Annotated in this window: 13 protein-coding genes; 3 read left to right on the top strand and 10 right to left on the bottom strand. The window is 74.3% G+C overall.

All coding sequences use genetic code 11. The features are described from left to right. Positions 1-24 precede the first annotated feature (24 nt). From ACZ592_RS29790 to ACZ592_RS29775, 4 genes are all read right to left on the bottom strand, one after another. A complete protein-coding gene (locus ACZ592_RS29790) occupies positions 25-609 on the bottom strand; it encodes a TetR/AcrR family transcriptional regulator (protein WP_471584742.1) in 585 nt (194 codons plus the stop codon). A gap of 82 nt (positions 610-691) precedes the next feature. Next, complete coding sequence (nirD, locus tag ACZ592_RS29785) at positions 692-1,075, bottom strand: nitrite reductase small subunit NirD (RefSeq protein ID WP_471584741.1); 384 nt, start codon at positions 1,073-1,075, stop codon at positions 692-694. Then, the gene (gene nirB, locus ACZ592_RS29780) at positions 1,072-3,633 is read right to left on the bottom strand and encodes a nitrite reductase large subunit NirB (protein ID WP_471584740.1); all 2,562 of its coding nucleotides are present in this window, start codon (positions 3,631-3,633) and stop codon (positions 1,072-1,074) included. Before nirB ends, nirD begins: the two co-directional genes overlap by 4 nt. Position 3,634: 1 nt before the next feature. After that, entirely contained in the window at positions 3,635-4,996 is a 1,362-nt protein-coding gene (locus tag ACZ592_RS29775) for an NAD(P)/FAD-dependent oxidoreductase (RefSeq protein ID WP_471584739.1), read from the bottom strand. A 203-nt stretch (positions 4,997-5,199) separates the two neighbouring features. On the opposite strand from ACZ592_RS29775, the gene ACZ592_RS29770 reads away from it, so the two are divergent. The 3 genes from ACZ592_RS29770 (at position 5,200) to ACZ592_RS29760 (ending at position 8,164) form a co-directional block, all read left to right on the top strand. Further along, a complete protein-coding gene (locus ACZ592_RS29770; protein ID WP_471584738.1) occupies positions 5,200-6,918 on the top strand; it encodes a ferredoxin reductase family protein in 1,719 nt (572 codons plus the stop codon). A gap of 134 nt (positions 6,919-7,052) precedes the next feature. Continuing rightward, positions 7,053-7,244: a hypothetical protein gene (locus ACZ592_RS29765; RefSeq protein ID WP_471584737.1), complete on the top strand. Its 192-nt coding sequence runs from the start codon at positions 7,053-7,055 to the stop codon at positions 7,242-7,244. A 137-nt stretch (positions 7,245-7,381) separates the two neighbouring features. Continuing rightward, a complete protein-coding gene (locus ACZ592_RS29760) occupies positions 7,382-8,164 on the top strand; it encodes a sulfite exporter TauE/SafE family protein (RefSeq protein ID WP_471584736.1) in 783 nt (260 codons plus the stop codon). Positions 8,165-8,230: 66 nt separating this feature from the next. Here ACZ592_RS29760 and ACZ592_RS29755 read toward each other — a convergent pair whose 3' ends face one another. The 6 genes from ACZ592_RS29755 to ACZ592_RS29730 form a co-directional block, all read right to left on the bottom strand. Continuing rightward, the gene (locus ACZ592_RS29755; protein WP_471584735.1) at positions 8,231-8,974 is read right to left on the bottom strand and encodes a class F sortase; all 744 of its coding nucleotides are present in this window, start codon (positions 8,972-8,974) and stop codon (positions 8,231-8,233) included. Positions 8,975-9,091: 117 nt separating this feature from the next. Next, on the bottom strand, positions 9,092-9,727 hold the full coding sequence (locus ACZ592_RS29750; protein ID WP_471584734.1) for a hypothetical protein: 636 nt from the start codon (positions 9,725-9,727) through the stop codon (positions 9,092-9,094). A gap of 320 nt (positions 9,728-10,047) precedes the next feature. Further along, on the bottom strand, positions 10,048-10,926 hold the full coding sequence (locus ACZ592_RS29745) for an aminotransferase class IV (protein ID WP_471584733.1): 879 nt from the start codon (positions 10,924-10,926) through the stop codon (positions 10,048-10,050). Positions 10,927-10,935: 9 nt separating this feature from the next. Further along, positions 10,936-11,658: a redox-sensitive transcriptional activator SoxR gene (gene soxR / locus ACZ592_RS29740; protein WP_471584732.1), complete on the bottom strand. Its 723-nt coding sequence runs from the start codon at positions 11,656-11,658 to the stop codon at positions 10,936-10,938. 149 nt (positions 11,659-11,807) lie between these two features. Further along, positions 11,808-13,142 (bottom strand): ATP-binding protein, encoded by a 1,335-nt coding sequence (locus ACZ592_RS29735; protein WP_471584731.1) that lies wholly within the window; start codon positions 13,140-13,142, stop codon positions 11,808-11,810. Next, positions 13,142-13,999 (bottom strand): hypothetical protein, encoded by an 858-nt coding sequence (locus ACZ592_RS29730; RefSeq protein ID WP_471584730.1) that lies wholly within the window; start codon positions 13,997-13,999, stop codon positions 13,142-13,144. The genes ACZ592_RS29735 and ACZ592_RS29730 overlap by 1 nt, the downstream gene beginning before the upstream one ends. Between the last annotated feature and the right edge of the window lie 110 nt (positions 14,000-14,109).

Raw genomic sequence — 14,109 nt, 5'->3', positions numbered from 1 at the left:
GCGGGCGGCGGGGCCGAAGCCGGGTCAGTCCAGCAGGGTCAGCGCCTGCTCCACCGCGTCCCGCACCCGCGCGGGGTCCTTGGAGGCCTTGCCCACCACCCGCAGCCCTTGCATCACGACGAGCAGCATGCGGGCGAGCGTCAGCGGGTCGCGGTCCGCGGGCAGCTCGCCCTGCGCCTGCGCCCGGACGAGCGCGGAGTGCAGCAGGGTCTCGATGTGGTCCCAGCTGCGCTCGACGCTGCGGGCGGCCGCCTCGTCGTGCGGGGCCAGCTCGGCCGCCGTGTTGGTGATGAAACACCCGGTCAGGCGGTCGCCTTCGGTGGTGGACTCCGCGCCGAAACGGCGCACCACCGCGCGCACGGCGGGCAGTGCGGGACCGGGTCCCGAAAGCTCCCCGAGCAGCAGCGGCTGCTGGATCTCGCCGTACCGCTCCAGCGCCTTCAGGTACAGGTCGTGCTTGTTGCCGAAGGTCGCGTAGATGCTGGCGCGCCCGATGCCGAGCGCCTCGACGAGATCCGCCATCGACGTCGCCTCGTAGCCGCGCCGCCAGAACAGCTCAAGGGCCGACTGCAGCGCGGCGTCCGGATCGAATTCCTTGGTCCTGGCCACGAGGGGAACGGTACGTCTTTCTGGAACGCTCGGTCAAGAGTAATTCTGGAACGAACGGTCAAGCGCGGCCCCCCGGATGCTGTCAGGCGATGCGCACCGGGTGCACCGCGACCGACACCTCCTCGTCGTCGAGGCACCGCCCCGTCTCCAGGTCGAACCGCTGCTTGAGCAGCGGCGAGGCGACGAACGGCCGCCCCCGCTCCGTGCCGAGCAGGCCGCGGGAGAGCACGGCGGCGCCCGTGAACGGGTCGCGGTTGTCGATCGCGTACGTACGGCCCTCGCGGTCCAGGAAGAGCGCCGCCTGGCGGCCGTCGGGCAGCAGCGCGGCCAGGCCCCGGCCCGGCATCAGCTGCGTGCGGTCGCAGATCGCCAGCCAGTCGTCGGCCAGGCGCAGATGGACGCGGGCGGCGGACGAATCCGCGGTCGAGGGGGCGGTGGTCGAGGGGGCGGTGGTCGAGTCGCTCATCGGGCGGCTCCTTCCAGGGGGCGGGGGCCGATGGAGAGAAGGGGGAGGTCCGGCTTGATCTGGTCGCGCTCCGGGACGAAGCCGACCGTCGGGTCCGGCACGCCCGGCGCGTTCACGAAGGACACGAAGCGGGCGAGCCGCTCCGGATCGTCCAGGGTCTCGGCCCACTCGTCGCGGTAGTGCGTGACGTGGGCGGCCATCAGCGACTCCAGCTCGTCGCAGATGCCCAGCGAGTCGTGGACGACGACGTCGCGCACGTGGCCGAGGCCGCCGTCGATCCGGTCGAGCCAGGCGGCGGTGCGCTCCAGGCGGTCGGCGGTGCGGATGTAGAACATCAGGAACCGGTCGATCAGGCGCACGAGCCCGGTGTCGTCCAGGTCCTGCGCGAGGAGGTCGGCGTGGCGCGGGGCGGCACCGCCGTTGCCGCCCACGTACAGGTTCCAGCCGCTCGCCGTGGCGATCACGCCGAAGTCCTTGGACTGGGCCTCGGCGCACTCGCGCGCGCATCCCGAGACCGCCGACTTCAGCTTGTGCGGGGCGCGCAGGCCGCGGTAGCGCAGCTCCAGGTCGATGGCCATCCGCACGGAGTCCTGGACGCCGTAGCGGCACCAGGTCTGTCCGACACAGGACTTCACGGTGCGCAGCGCCTTGCCGTAGGCGTGGCCCGACTCGAAGCCCGCGTCCACCAGGCGCGTCCAGATCATCGGCAGCTGTTCGACGCGCGCGCCGAACAGGTCGATGCGCTGGCCACCGGTGATCTTCGTGTAGAGCCCGAAGTCCCGTGCCACCTCGCCGATCACGATCAGCTTCTCCGGGGTGATCTCGCCGCCGGGAATGCGGGGCACGACCGAATAGGAGCCGTTCTTCTGGAGGTTGGCGAGGAAGTGGTCGTTGGTGTCCTGGAGCGCGGCCTGCTCGCCGTCCAGGACGTAGCCGCCCGCGCCGATCGTCGGGGCGAGCGACGCGATGATCGAGCCGACCGCCGGCTTGCACGTGTCGCAGCCCTCGCCGCCGCGCGCCTCCGGCCGGCCGTGCCCGTCGAGCAGCTCGCGGAACGAGGTGACCCGCAGGGCGCGGACGACCTCGTACAGCTCCTGGCGGGTCTGCGCGAAGCAGCCGCACAGCCCGTCGTCACCGCTCTTCGGGAGCAGCTGCCCGATCACCTTCAGGCAACTGCCGCAGCCCGTACCTGCCTTGGTGCACTTCTTCACCTCGGGCAGCGTGGCGCAGGCGCAGATCTGGTCCTTGGTGACGTTGTGGCAGTTGCAGATCACCGCGGATCCCGGCAGCGCCTCCGGGCCGAGCGCGACGGGCGCCCCCGCCCCGGCGGGCAGCACCAACTGCTCGGCGGGCACCGGCGGTACGGACCCGGTGAGCGGGCGCAGCACCCCGTACGCCTCCGCGTCCCCGACGAGGATCCCGCCCAGCAGCTCCCCGCCCGGCGCCATCACCAGCTTCTTGTACGTCCCCGAGCGCGAGTCGGTGTAGACGACGTCGAGGCTGCCCTCCGCCGTGCCGTGCGCGTCACCGAACGAGGCCACGTCGACCCCGAGCAGCTTCAGCTTGGTCGACAGGTCGGCGCCGGTGAAGCGCGCCTCCCGCGCGGCGATGGAGGCGGCCGCGGTCTGCGCCATCTCGTAGCCCGGCGCGACCAGGCCGTAGACGCGGCCGTCCGCCGCCAGCGCGCACTCACCGATCGCGTACACGTGCGGGTCGCTGGTGCGGCACCGCTCGTCCACCGTGATGCCGCCGCGCTCGCCGACCGACAGGCCGTGGTCGCGGGCGAGTCGGTCGCGCGGGCGCACCCCGGCGGAGAACACCACCAGATCCGTGTCGACCGTACTCCCGTCGGACAGCTTCATGCCGGTCACGGCGCCGTCCTCGCCGGTCACGACCTCCTGCGTGCCGGTGCCGGTGTGCACGGTCAGGCCCATGCCGGTGATGGTCCGCAGGAGTGCGGCGCCGCCGCCCTCGTCGACCTGCACCGGCATCAGGCGCGGCGCGAACTCCACGATGTGCGTGGCGAGTCCGAGCCCCTGCAGCGCGCCCGCCGCCTCCAGGCCGAGCAGCCCGCCGCCGACGACCGCGCCGGTCGTGGCGCGCCGCTTCGCGTACTCCTCGATGGCGAGCAGGTCCTCGATGGTGCGGTAGACGAAACAGCCCGTCGCGTCCTTGCCCGGCACCGGCGGCACGAAGGGGTAGGAGCCGGTGGCGAGCACGAGGGTGTCGTACGGGAAGACGGTGCCCGAGCGCGCCGTGACGGTCCGCGCCGCGCGGTCCAAGCCCTGTGCCGCGTCGCCCACGTACAGCTCGATGCCGTGCTCGTCGAGGAACTCCCGGTCGGTGAGGGAGAGGTCGTCGGGCGTGCGGCCCGAGAAGTACGAGGTGAGCTGCACGCGGTCGTAGGCGGGGCGCGGCTCCTCGCAGAGCACCACGATGCGGTGGCTCGCCGTGAGGCCCTGCGCGGCGGCGGCCTCAAGGAACCGCTGCCCGACCATGCCGTGGCCGACGAGCACGAGGGTGGGGCGGGGGCGCGGGGTCTGTCCGGGCGTTGGCATGTCAGTGGCCTCCGATGGGGGTCTCCCCTGGGCGGGCGAAGTCGAGGGTGCGGGGATGGGTGAGCAGGTGGAGCAGCGGGCTGTCGTCGTCGGGCAGTGGGTCGTCGGCCTCCCAGGCGCGGGCCAGCGCGCCGACCGCCGCGAGCTCGCCGAGCAGCACGCCCCCGACCAGGCGGCCGTCGCGGACGACGACCTTGCGGTACGTGCCGCGGGTGGCGTCGGCGAGCTGGACGACGTCGTCGTCGGGGCGGGGCTCGGGGTCGCCGAAGGCCGCCAGGTCCAGGGGGCCCGGACCGGCCAGGGTGAGGCGGGTGAGCGTGCGGGTGCCGGTGTAGGGCCGCGCGGTCGGGCGTGCGCGGCCGTCGGCGGGGGAGGCGGCGAGTGTGGCGCCGAGGGCGTCGGCGAGCGCCTCGGCCTGCTCGACGGCGGGCGTCGCCAGGCCGTACACCCGGCCCGCGTGCTCCGCGCAGTCGCCGACGGCCCGGACGCGCGGATCGGAGGTGCGCAGGAGGTCGTCCACGACGACGCCCCGGCGCACGTCGAGGCCCGCGGCCCGCGCCAGCCCGGTGCGGGGGCGGACGCCGCAGGCGAGGACGGTCAGATCGGTGTCCAGGAGAAAGCCGTCGGCGAGCTCGACGCGGCGTACCGCGCCGTCGGTGACCCCGACCCCGCGCACCCGGCACTCGGTGTGCACCTCGACACCGAGCTCCGTGAGGTGTCTGCGCACCAACTCCGAGGAAGCCGGGTCCAGTTGACGCTCCATGAGCCGTTCGGCCTGCTGGGTGAGGACGACCTGGGCGCCGCGCCGGGCGAGGGAACGGGCCGCCGAGACGCCGAGGAGACCGCCGCCGATGACGACGGCACGCACCCCCGGCGCCACCGCGGCGGACAGGGCGAGGCAGTCGTCCATGGTCCGGAAGGCGTGCACACCGCCCGGGAGTTCGCGGGCGTCCGGTGCGAAGAGCCCGCGCAGCGGGGGCAGGACGGGGTTCGAGCCCGTCGCGAGGACGAGGGTGCCGTACGGGACGACGCTGCCGTCGGCGCAGTGCACCCGGCGCTCCGCCCGGTCGACACGGACGGCACGAGTGCGGAGCACGGGGCCGGGTGGGCTCGGCAGGGCGATCACCTCCGGCCCGTAGCGGCCCGCGAGGACCTCGGCGAGCAGCACGCGGTTGTACGGGGCGTGCTCCTCCTCGCCGATCAGCACGGTCCCCGCGCCCAGGCGCTGCGCGACGCGAGTGCCGGCCAGGCCTGCGCCGATCACCACGACGGCGTCGGCGTCGGCGCCGGCGTCGGCGCCGGCGGTGGCCGGTGCGATGCCCGTGCCGGTACCGGTGGCCGGCGGCTGCGCTGAGGAGGTCATGTCCCGCAGCGTGCGGTGCCGGTGTTACCCGGCAGGATCGACGCTGTTTCCCTCGGGGAACGCTGCCCTCAGCGGAGGTGGGCCCCGGCTGTGAGGGCCCGTTGCTTAACCCCCGTTGAGCCGATCCTCAAGGGCGCCTTAAAGAACGGGCGAACGCCGCTGACCAGGAACTTCCGGCCCCTCACGGCGCCTAGTGTGCGGCCGTGACCACCGAGGCAGCCGACCCCCGACTCGACGCGTACCCCGCCCTGGCCGCGTACCTGCGCCAGACGGACCCCGCGGCGACAGCGCCGAGCGCGCGTACCCCGCAGGTGCCGGGTACGCGGACTCCGCGGACCTCCGAACCGTCCGGGCCCCGGACCCTGTGGGCGCCGGAGGCGCCCGACGCCCCCGCGGCCGAGGTGCCGCCGATGCCATCGGTGCCGCCACGCTCGGCGGCGTCCGGCGGGCGGCGCCGTGGGGGTGGGCGCGCCGACCGGAGCCGTACGGTTCAAAACCGCGCCGCCCGGGACCGCGCAGACCGATACCGCCCCGGCCAGCAGCGCCCCGCCCGGAACCGCGCCGCCCGGAACCGCCCCGCCCGGAACCGCCCTGACCGGAACCGCCCCGTCCCCCCGATCCGCGTCTCCCCCCGCGCCCTGCGCACCGGAGTCCTCGTCGGCGGCCTCGCCGTCATCGCGCTCTGGGCCGTCCAAGTGGAGCCGTCCGCCCGGCTCGACGTGCTCTTCGCCACCGGAGCGCACCTGACGGGGCTGCTCGCCGGGTACGGGATCCTCGTCATGCTGTTCCTGATGGCCCGCGTCCCCGGCGTCGAGCACGGCGTCGGCGCCGACCTGCTCGCCCGGCTGCACGCGCTCGGCGGACGGTACGTGCTGAGCCTCTGCGCCGCCCACGCCCTCCTCGCCCTGTGCGGATACGCCGTCCACTCCGACACCGACCTGCTGCACGCCGGCCTCGACCTGCTCGGCTACCCCGGCCTCGCCGCCGCCGCCGCGGGCACCGCGCTGTTCGCCGCCGTCGGCGTCACCTCCGCCCGCTCCCTGCGCCGCCGCGTCCCGCACGAGACCTGGCGGGCCGTGCACCTGCTCACCTACCTCGGCGCCGCCCTCGCCTTCGCGCACCAGCTCGCGGGCCCCGACGTCGCGGGCAGTGTCCTCAGTCTCTGGCTCTGGTCGCTGCTGCACGCCACCGTCGCCGTCCTCCTGGTCTGGTACCGCGTCGTCGTCCCCGTACAGCAGGCGCTGCGGCACAGCCTGCGCGTCATCGACGTGCGCGACGAGGGGCCGGGCGTCGTCTCCGTGGTCGTCCAGGGCATCGGCGTCGATCAACTCCGCGCCGAACCGGGACAGTTCTTCCGCTGGCGCTTCCTGCAGCGCAGGCTCTGGCGGACCGCGCTGCCGTTCTCGCTCTCCGCGCCCGTGCGCGACGACACGCTGCGCATCACCGTCAAGGCGGCCGGCGACCACACGCGGCGGATGCGGCGCCTGCGGCCCGGCACGCGCGTCCTGGCCACCGGCCCGTTCGGCGCGCTCACCGCGCACCGGCGTACCCGGCGCAAGGTGCTGCTCCTCGCGGGAGGCGTCGGCATCACCCCGATGCGGGCCCTCTTCGAGACGCTGCCGGGCGGCCCCGGCGACGTCACCCTGCTCTACCGCGCGGGCAGCGCCGAGCAACTCGTCCTGCGGGCCGAGCTGGAGGCCATCGCGGAGCGCAGGCAGGCCGGGCTGCACTACCTGCTCGGCCGGTCCGACGCCTCCTTCGACCCGCTCGCCCCGCAGGCCCTGCGCAACCTCATCCCCGACCTCGCCGAGCACGACGTCTATCTGTGCGGCCCGCCCGGCATGTCCGCGGCGGCGACGACGGCGCTCGTGCGCGCGGGCGTCCCCGAGGAACGCATCCACGCGGAGTGCTTCACCTTCTGACCCGAGCGTCTCGCGTGCGCCCCTGCCCACGCCCCCGAGCCACCCCCCGTCATCCCACCCCGAGTCCGAGTCCGAGTCCAAGTCCGCCCCGAGTCCAATCCGACCCGAGTCCGAGAAAGCTGGTCAGCAGGTCCATGGGACGCCACCGCAAACCCGTCGCCACCGCCCCGGGCCCCACCCTCCGGGCCCGCCGCAGGCTCGCCGCGAGCCTGGCCGGGGCGAGCGCGCTCGTCGCCACGGCCCTCTCCGTAGCCGTGGACCCGGCGGCGCCCCCGGCCCCCGACCGGGTACCGGCGGGCGTCCCCGCGCCCCAGGCCGCGCCCTGAAGCCCCCCGGGCCCCAATAGGGCCCCAGCCGTCCCACTGTCCCGACCGCCCCCCACTGCCCTCCCCGACCTCAGAAGACGCTCAACTCTCCGCGATTTCGTGGACGGCGTGATCACCGTGTCCATAAGGTCGCGATCATGCCTGACATATCCCTGACCACGGTCGTCGTCCTCTGCCTCGCCGCCCTCGCGGCCGGCTGGATCGACGCCGTGGTCGGCGGCGGCGGACTGCTGCTGCTCCCCGCCCTGCTGCTCGGCCTGCCGGGCTCCACCCCCGCCGCGCACGCCCTCGGCACGAACAAGGCCGTCGCGATCGTCGGGACGACCGGCGCCGCCGCCACGTACGTCAGGAAGACCCCCGTCGACGTGCCGACGGCCGTGCGGATCGGTCTCGCCGCGCTCGCCGGTTCGATGGGCGGCGCCTTCTTCGCGGCCGGGATGAGCACCGACGTCCTGAAACCCGTGATCATGGTGGTGCTGCTCGCCGTCGGCGCCTTCGTGATCCTGCGGCCCGCGTTCGGCACCGCGCCCTCGGCCCGGCCCGCCTCCCCGAAGCGGATCCTCGCCGCGATCGGCCTCGCGGGCCTCGGCATCGGCTTCTACGACGGTCTCATCGGCCCCGGTACCGGCACCTTCCTCGTCCTCGCCCTGACCGCCGTGCTCCACCTCGACCTCGTCGCGGCCTCCGCCACCGCGAAGATCGTCAACTGCTGCACCAACGCGGGTGCCCTCGCGATGTTCGCCTGGCAGGGCGCCGTCCTGTGGCAGCTGGCCGGTCTCATGGCCGTCTTCAACCTCGCGGGCGCCATGTTCGGCGCGCGCACCGCGCTGAAGAAGGGCAGCGGCTTCGTCCGGGTCGTGCTCCTGACCACGGTCTTCGGCCTGGTTGTGAAGATGGCGTACGAGCAGTGGCTGGCGTGAGGGGGCGGTGGCCGGCGTGAGACGGCGTGCGCGGGCCGGCGGCCGTCATGCGGGCGTCGGCGGTACTCAGCGAACCGCGGTGAGGTGGGCGAAGACCACCACGTTGCCCTGGTAGCCGGTCTGCTTCGAGTACTTCCCGCCGCAGGTGATGACCCGCAGCTCCGGCCGGGACGCGGGACCGTACACCCTCTCGTCGGGGAACCCCTCGGCGTCGTACACCTCGTTCGCGTAGACGGTGAAGACGGCCACGCTGCCGTCCCTGCGCTCCACCTCGATCGTGCGGCCCTTGCGCAGCGCGCCCAGCTCGTAGAAGACGGCCGGGCCGTCCTTGTTGTCGACGTGCCCCGCCACGATCGCGGTGCCCCGCTCGCCGGGCGTGGTGCCCGCCTCGTACCAGCCCGCGAGGTTCTTGCGCTCCGGCGGCGGCACGTCGAGGCTGCCCTGCGGGGTCAGACCGAGCCCCATCAGAGGCGTGTCGACGCCGATCGCCGGGATCCGCACGCGGTCGGGCGGGGACGGCGGCAGCGGCGCGGTGCCCGGGTCGTGGGCGCTCGCGGGTTCGTGGTGCGCGCCGGGGGACTCGTGGTGGCGGGTGCCGGGGCCCGCCGACGCGGCCTGCGCGGCCGAGGGCTGCGGGGGCGGGTGCGACTCGGTGCCGCTGGCCAGCAGCCACGCGCCGGCGCAGAGCGCCACGGCGGTGACCGCGCCTATGACGGCGTTGCCGGTCCTCCTGCGGGCACGCGGTCGCGTACGGGTGCGCGTACGGGACGTTCGCGCACGGGACTGGGATGCGTGGCGTGTACGGCGCATGCGGCGTCCCCCTCGGGTTCGGTCGGACCGGTCCCTCGTCCCCCTCCCGGCCCGCGAGGGGACACGGGCCGGGAGGGGGCAGGGGTGGCGGTACCGGTGGACAGCGGAGGGTGTCCGTCAGATCCTGTCGCCGCTCGCCCGGCGATGCAGGAGCCAGGTACCGCCCGCGGCGGCGACGGCGAGCGCCGCCACTCCCGCCGCGGTCTGTACGGGGTCGGGACCGAGCGCGCCGCCGACCCCCGTCTTCACGTGTCCCTTCGGGTGCCGCTGCTCACCGGCGGCCGCCGTGGAGGTGACGGTGACCATGAGATCGCCCGCCACCTGCTTGTTCTTCGCTCCGGAGCCGCCGGACCCGGAGCACTTCGCGACGATCTCGTACGTGCCGGGCTGTGCGGAGGGCGGCACCTCGAACCGGCCGGTCGCGGCCTCGCTGGTCTCCTGGTTCGGGCGCGGCGCCAGCGTGAACGTGCCCGCGCCCACCGCGCTGGCATCCCCCGTCGCCGTCCCGCCGGAGCCGCAGGCCGTGGTGTGCACGGTGACGGTGGAACCGGGGGTGACGGTGGACGGCTCGATCTCCAGACTCCCGGCGGGCGCGACGGAGACGCCGGAGACACCGGAGCCGCCGGAGACGCCTGACACGGCGGACGCTCCGGACGCGGCGGGGGAGGCGTGGGCGGCGGAAGCGGGGACGGCCACCAGGGCGCCCGCCGCCACGGCGAGGGCGGTACCGGTCAGCAGGCGGACGTTGCGCATGTGCTCGTTCCTCCGAGGGCCTTCGCGCAGGAACGGCCCGCGGCACCCCCAAGTGCCGCTGCGTCGGTCGAACCCCGCTCTTCCGAGGTAAGTGGCACTCGGCGCCCCGCGCCTCCTGATGGGCCATCAGGAATGTGGTGGGGTGGCGGTTTCTGACGCAGCGAAAGGCGCGTTCCAGCAGGTCACCGGCGTATCGGCGGACCGTTCCCGAAGAGCGCGGTCGGCGCCTGTGAATGGGTGACCCCGACCACCGGGCGGCCCAGTGAGCGGGCCGGGGGGCAGGCTGGTGGGTGGGCCGGTGACCTGACCGGTGGAGGGGCTCAGACGCTGTCCCAGGGCACCTCTTCGTAGGCCCCGGCCACCCGCGCCATCAGTTTCTCGTCGATCCCGTACGCCACGTCGTCGATCCGTCGCACGGGCCGCACTCCCCACGCGTTGGTGACGAACGCCGCCGTGTACGAGGGCAGGTCCGCGAGGGTGACCCGGGCGTGCCGGGTGGGGAGGCCCGCGCCGGGCAGGCGCGGCTCGAGCAACTGCATCGTGATGCCGTGCAGGTGCGGCGCGTCCGGCCACACGACCTCCGTGCCGTCGTAGAACGCGACGTTCGTGACCGCGCCCTCGCTCACCTCCCCGTCCGGACCGGTGAGCAGCGCCTCGTCGAAGCCCGCACGCCGGACGAGCTCGGCGTGGCGGGCCTGCGCGAAGCCGCCCAGGTGCTTGATGTGGGCGAAGGGCCGCTGATAGGCCACGGACTTCAGCGACTGCGCGCGCTCCGCGAGACCGGCGGGCAGCTCGGTGGGCGGCCGGACGGTGAGCATGAGGGAGGGTTCCCTGTCGGGGGCGTGGACATAGACGCGTACGGACGCCTCGGTGATGTCTCCCAGGTCGTCCGTGTGGTCCGGGCAGTCCGTGCGGTCCGCGTGACCGGGGAGACCCGCGTGATCCGGGCGGCCGGTGCGGGCGCGCAGGATGTGCCGGACCAGGCCGCGCACCCGCTCGCCGTCGACGCCCTGCCCGAAGAGTTCGCGCGTGGCCGCGTCCAGCCGGGCCAGATGGCGGTCCATGTCGCGCACCTTGCCGCCTCTGACCTGCATCGCGGTGAAGTGCCCCGTCTGGACGAGGGCCGGCCACAGCAGGCTCTCGGCGGTGGCGGGGCGCCCGTCGACCTCGACGCGCTGGACCTGCGTGGTGAGGGTCATGCCGACACGCTACGAGACGGCTTCCGACGCGAGGGCGGCACGGCACCCTTCGGCCTCCCCTTGGGTATCCGGGGCCTCCGGGACCTCCGGGACCTCCGGGACCTCCGGGGCCCCCTGGCCCCCACGGCTCTCCGGCGAGATCGTGCAGGCGTCGGTCGCGCGGGCGTCGGTCGCGCGGGCGTCGGTCGTGCAGGCGTCAGTCGCGCGGGCGTCGATCGTGCGGGCGTCGTCCGTGCACGCGTCGTTCGCGCCGGCGTCGTCCGTGCTGGGGATCTGCCGCTCCACCAGGCGGCGCGGCCCCGGGCCGCGCGTGCCCAGCTCGTCCCACGTGTTGGAGAGCGCGCACCGGGAGAGCGAGAGGCAGCCGCAGCCTATGCAGTCGGTGAGGTTGTCGCGCAGCCGCTGGAGGGTGCGTATGCGGGTGTCGAGGTCCTCGCGCCAGCACTCCGAGATCCTGGCCCAGTCCGCGCGGTTCGGGGTGCGGTCCTCGGGGAGCAGCCCGAGCACCTCGCGGATCGTGGCCAACGGCATGCCGAGCTGCTGCGAGGTGCGGATGAAGGCGACCCGGCGCAGGGTGTCGCGGCTGTAGCGGCGCTGGTTGCCCGAGGTGCGGCGGGACGTGATGAGCCCTTCGCTCTCGTAGAACCGCAACGCGGAGGGGGCGACTCCGCTGCGCTCGGCGAGTTCGCCGATGGTGGCTTCCTTGGCTTTCGGTGCGAGGCGGTGGGTCATGCGGTCAGCGTAGCCACTGAAGTACCCAGTCATGTAAGGGATTTGACCTGGTCAGGGTGGGCTGGTCAGGTGCTCCGGCGGGGCGGGCCGGCCGGGTCGTCCGGCCGGGTCGTCCGGCCGGGTCGTCCGGCCGGGGCGGCCGGGTCCGCTCACGCTCTCGGCAGCCGCATCACCGCGACCGCTCCGCCGTCCGCCGCGTTGGACAGCGACACCTGGGCGCCGATCACATGGGCCTGGCCGAGCGCGATGGTCAGGCCGAGGCCGGTGCCCTGCCCCCGTTCCCGCGCGCCGGTCTGGAAGCGTTGCGGGCCGTCCGCCAGCAGGTGGTCGGGGAAGCCGGGGCCGTGGTCGCGGACCGTGACCTCCAGGCCGTGCACCCGCACCTCGACCGGCGCGCCGCCGTGCCGGTGGGCGTTGCTGACGAGGTTGGTGAGGATCCGCTCCACCCGGCGCGCGTCGGTGCGCACGAACGTGTCGTACGCGGCCTCGGTGCCCCGCGCCGTGAACCCGGCCGCCGAACCGTCCGCGTGCTCCGCGATCGTCTCGACGAGCCGCCCCAGCGGATGCACGTCGAGGTCCGGTTTCTCCACCTCCGCGTCCAGGCGCGCCACTTCGAGCAGGTCCTCGGTGAGGGTGCGCAGCGCGCAGACCCGGTCGCGCACGAGCTCGGTCGGACGGCTCGGCGGCAACAGCTCGGCCGCCGTGTGCAGTCCGGTCAACGGGGTGCGCAGCTCGTGCGCGACATCCGCGGTGAACCGCTGCTCGGCCTCCAGGCGCTGCTGCAGGGAGGCGGCCATCGTGTCGACGGCGGTGGCCAGTTCGGCCACCTCGTCCTTGCCGTGCCGCACCCCGGGCGAACGCGGATGGTCGATGCGGGCGTCCAGATCGCCCAGGCTGATGCGGCGTGCGATGGCCGCGGCGGTGCGCAGCTCGCGGCTGAGCCTGCTGGACAGGCCGGCGCCGCCGAGCGCGGCGAGGCCGACGACGACGGCGCCCCAGCCCATCAGCTGCCGGTCGAACTCGGCCATCTCGTCGGCCTGTTCGCGCAGCGGCTCGCGGACGGACAGCACGTGGCGGGGGCGGTCACCGACCGGCCGTGCCGCCCAGACGCAGGGATCGTCCGACGCCATCTCCAGGTAGGTGGTGCGCTCACCGTCCAGCGCGGCGTGGCGCAGCGCCGTGGGCAGCCGGGGGTCGTCGAGGGCGGAGTCCGTGTCGTCCTGGTCGACCTGCCCGGTCAGCTCGTACAGCTGGCGTACGCGGACGAGCTGCGCGGTCGCCCCCGACCTGGCGTTGTCGGAGACCTGGTCGAGCCGCGCGTGGTGGACGAGCAGGCCGATGGCGAGGGCGACCACGGCGCAGCCCGCGGCGAGCAGGGCGGCGATCTTCCAGCGCAGTCCGAGGCTGTTGAGTGCGGCGCGGATCCCGGCCGTGGCTCCGGAGCGGCGTTCGGCCCCGGGCCCGGCGTCGGGCCGGCGCGGCATCAAGGGCCTCCGGGGGAGGGGCGTCCGGAGGGAACCGTGTCGTCGTTGGGGTCCGTGTGGTCGTTGGGGTCTTTGTGGTCGTTGGGGTCCGTGGGGTGACCTGACGGGTCGGTCCCGGCGGTCCCGGCGGTCCCGGCGGTCCCGTCGGTCCCGTCGGCCTTGCGGGTGGGGCTCGGGTCCGCGGGCGGGGAGGGCTCGCGCGTGTCGGTGGGCTGGGGCGGGCGCTTGTAGTTCTTGATGTCGCTGACCGTGGACATCCGCGCGCCGTCCCAGTGGAAGCGCACGGCCTGCTCGCCGCCCTCCGAGCACGGGGTGCGCACCAGCAGGTCGGGGCCGATCGTCTCCACGCTCACGTTCCTGCCGGAGGTGAACAGGATCGGGTAGACCTTGCCGCGGCGCTCGGTGTAGACGGCCAGGACGGAACGCCCGCTCTCGGTGTCGGCGGCCACCAGCATCTCGGGCTTCTTGTCGCCGGTCACGTCGAGGAACATCGGCGGGCGCAGCCCGGCCTGACCCGGCCGTTCGATCGTCCCCCGGTCGGCGAGCGGCTTGGTGCGCGGATCGGCCCGCAGGATGGCGCGCACGTCCATCGCGGCCAGCCCGCCCTTGCCGGTCTTCACCCCCTTCAGCGCCTTCGGGGGCGGCTGGCGCGTCGCCGCCCGAGCGCCCGGCGCCCGCGACGACTTGCCCGCCCAGGCGGGCCAGACCGGCTCGGGTCGGGGCTGTACGGAAACGGACGGCGCGGGCCCGCCGCGGCCGAGGCCGTCCGTGCCGGAGCACCCGGTCAGCGCGAACGCCGCCAGGGCGGCGAAGGAGGCCGCGCCCAGGAGGAGCAGGCGGCGGAGCATCGGATTCATGGGTGGCTGACCGTCACGTGAGGGGAGCTGGTGGTGGCCGGTCCAGGGGCTGCACCGGGGATTCGGCAGAGAACCGGCCACCGCTCTCGAAGGTAGGAACCATCCATCAC

The organism is Streptomyces sp. NPDC040622 (genome assembly GCF_055593965.1).
Note: the sequence above shows the minus strand (reverse complement) of the source record. Positions and strands in the feature narration are given on the sequence as shown.

Coding starts and splice junctions, on each gene's coding strand:
- ACZ592_RS29750 (WP_471584734.1), bottom strand. CDS start 9,727: ATGCGCAACGTCCGCCTGCTGACCGGTACCGCCCTCGCCGTGGCGGCG.
- ACZ592_RS29745 (WP_471584733.1), bottom strand. CDS start 10,926: ATGACCCTCACCACGCAGGTCCAGCGCGTCGAGGTCGACGGGCGCCCC.
- ACZ592_RS29755 (WP_471584735.1), bottom strand. CDS start 8,974: ATGCGCCGTACACGCCACGCATCCCAGTCCCGTGCGCGAACGTCCCGT.
- soxR (WP_471584732.1), bottom strand. CDS start 11,658: ATGACCCACCGCCTCGCACCGAAAGCCAAGGAAGCCACCATCGGCGAA.
- ACZ592_RS29765 (WP_471584737.1), top strand. CDS start 7,053: ATGGGACGCCACCGCAAACCCGTCGCCACCGCCCCGGGCCCCACCCTC.
- ACZ592_RS29775 (WP_471584739.1), bottom strand. CDS start 4,996: ATGACCTCCTCAGCGCAGCCGCCGGCCACCGGTACCGGCACGGGCATC.
- ACZ592_RS29735 (WP_471584731.1), bottom strand. CDS start 13,142: ATGCCGCGCCGGCCCGACGCCGGGCCCGGGGCCGAACGCCGCTCCGGA.
- nirB (WP_471584740.1), bottom strand. CDS start 3,633: ATGCCAACGCCCGGACAGACCCCGCGCCCCCGCCCCACCCTCGTGCTC.
- ACZ592_RS29730 (WP_471584730.1), bottom strand. CDS start 13,999: ATGAATCCGATGCTCCGCCGCCTGCTCCTCCTGGGCGCGGCCTCCTTC.
- nirD (WP_471584741.1), bottom strand. CDS start 1,075: ATGAGCGACTCGACCACCGCCCCCTCGACCACCGCCCCCTCGACCGCG.
- ACZ592_RS29760 (WP_471584736.1), top strand. CDS start 7,382: ATGCCTGACATATCCCTGACCACGGTCGTCGTCCTCTGCCTCGCCGCC.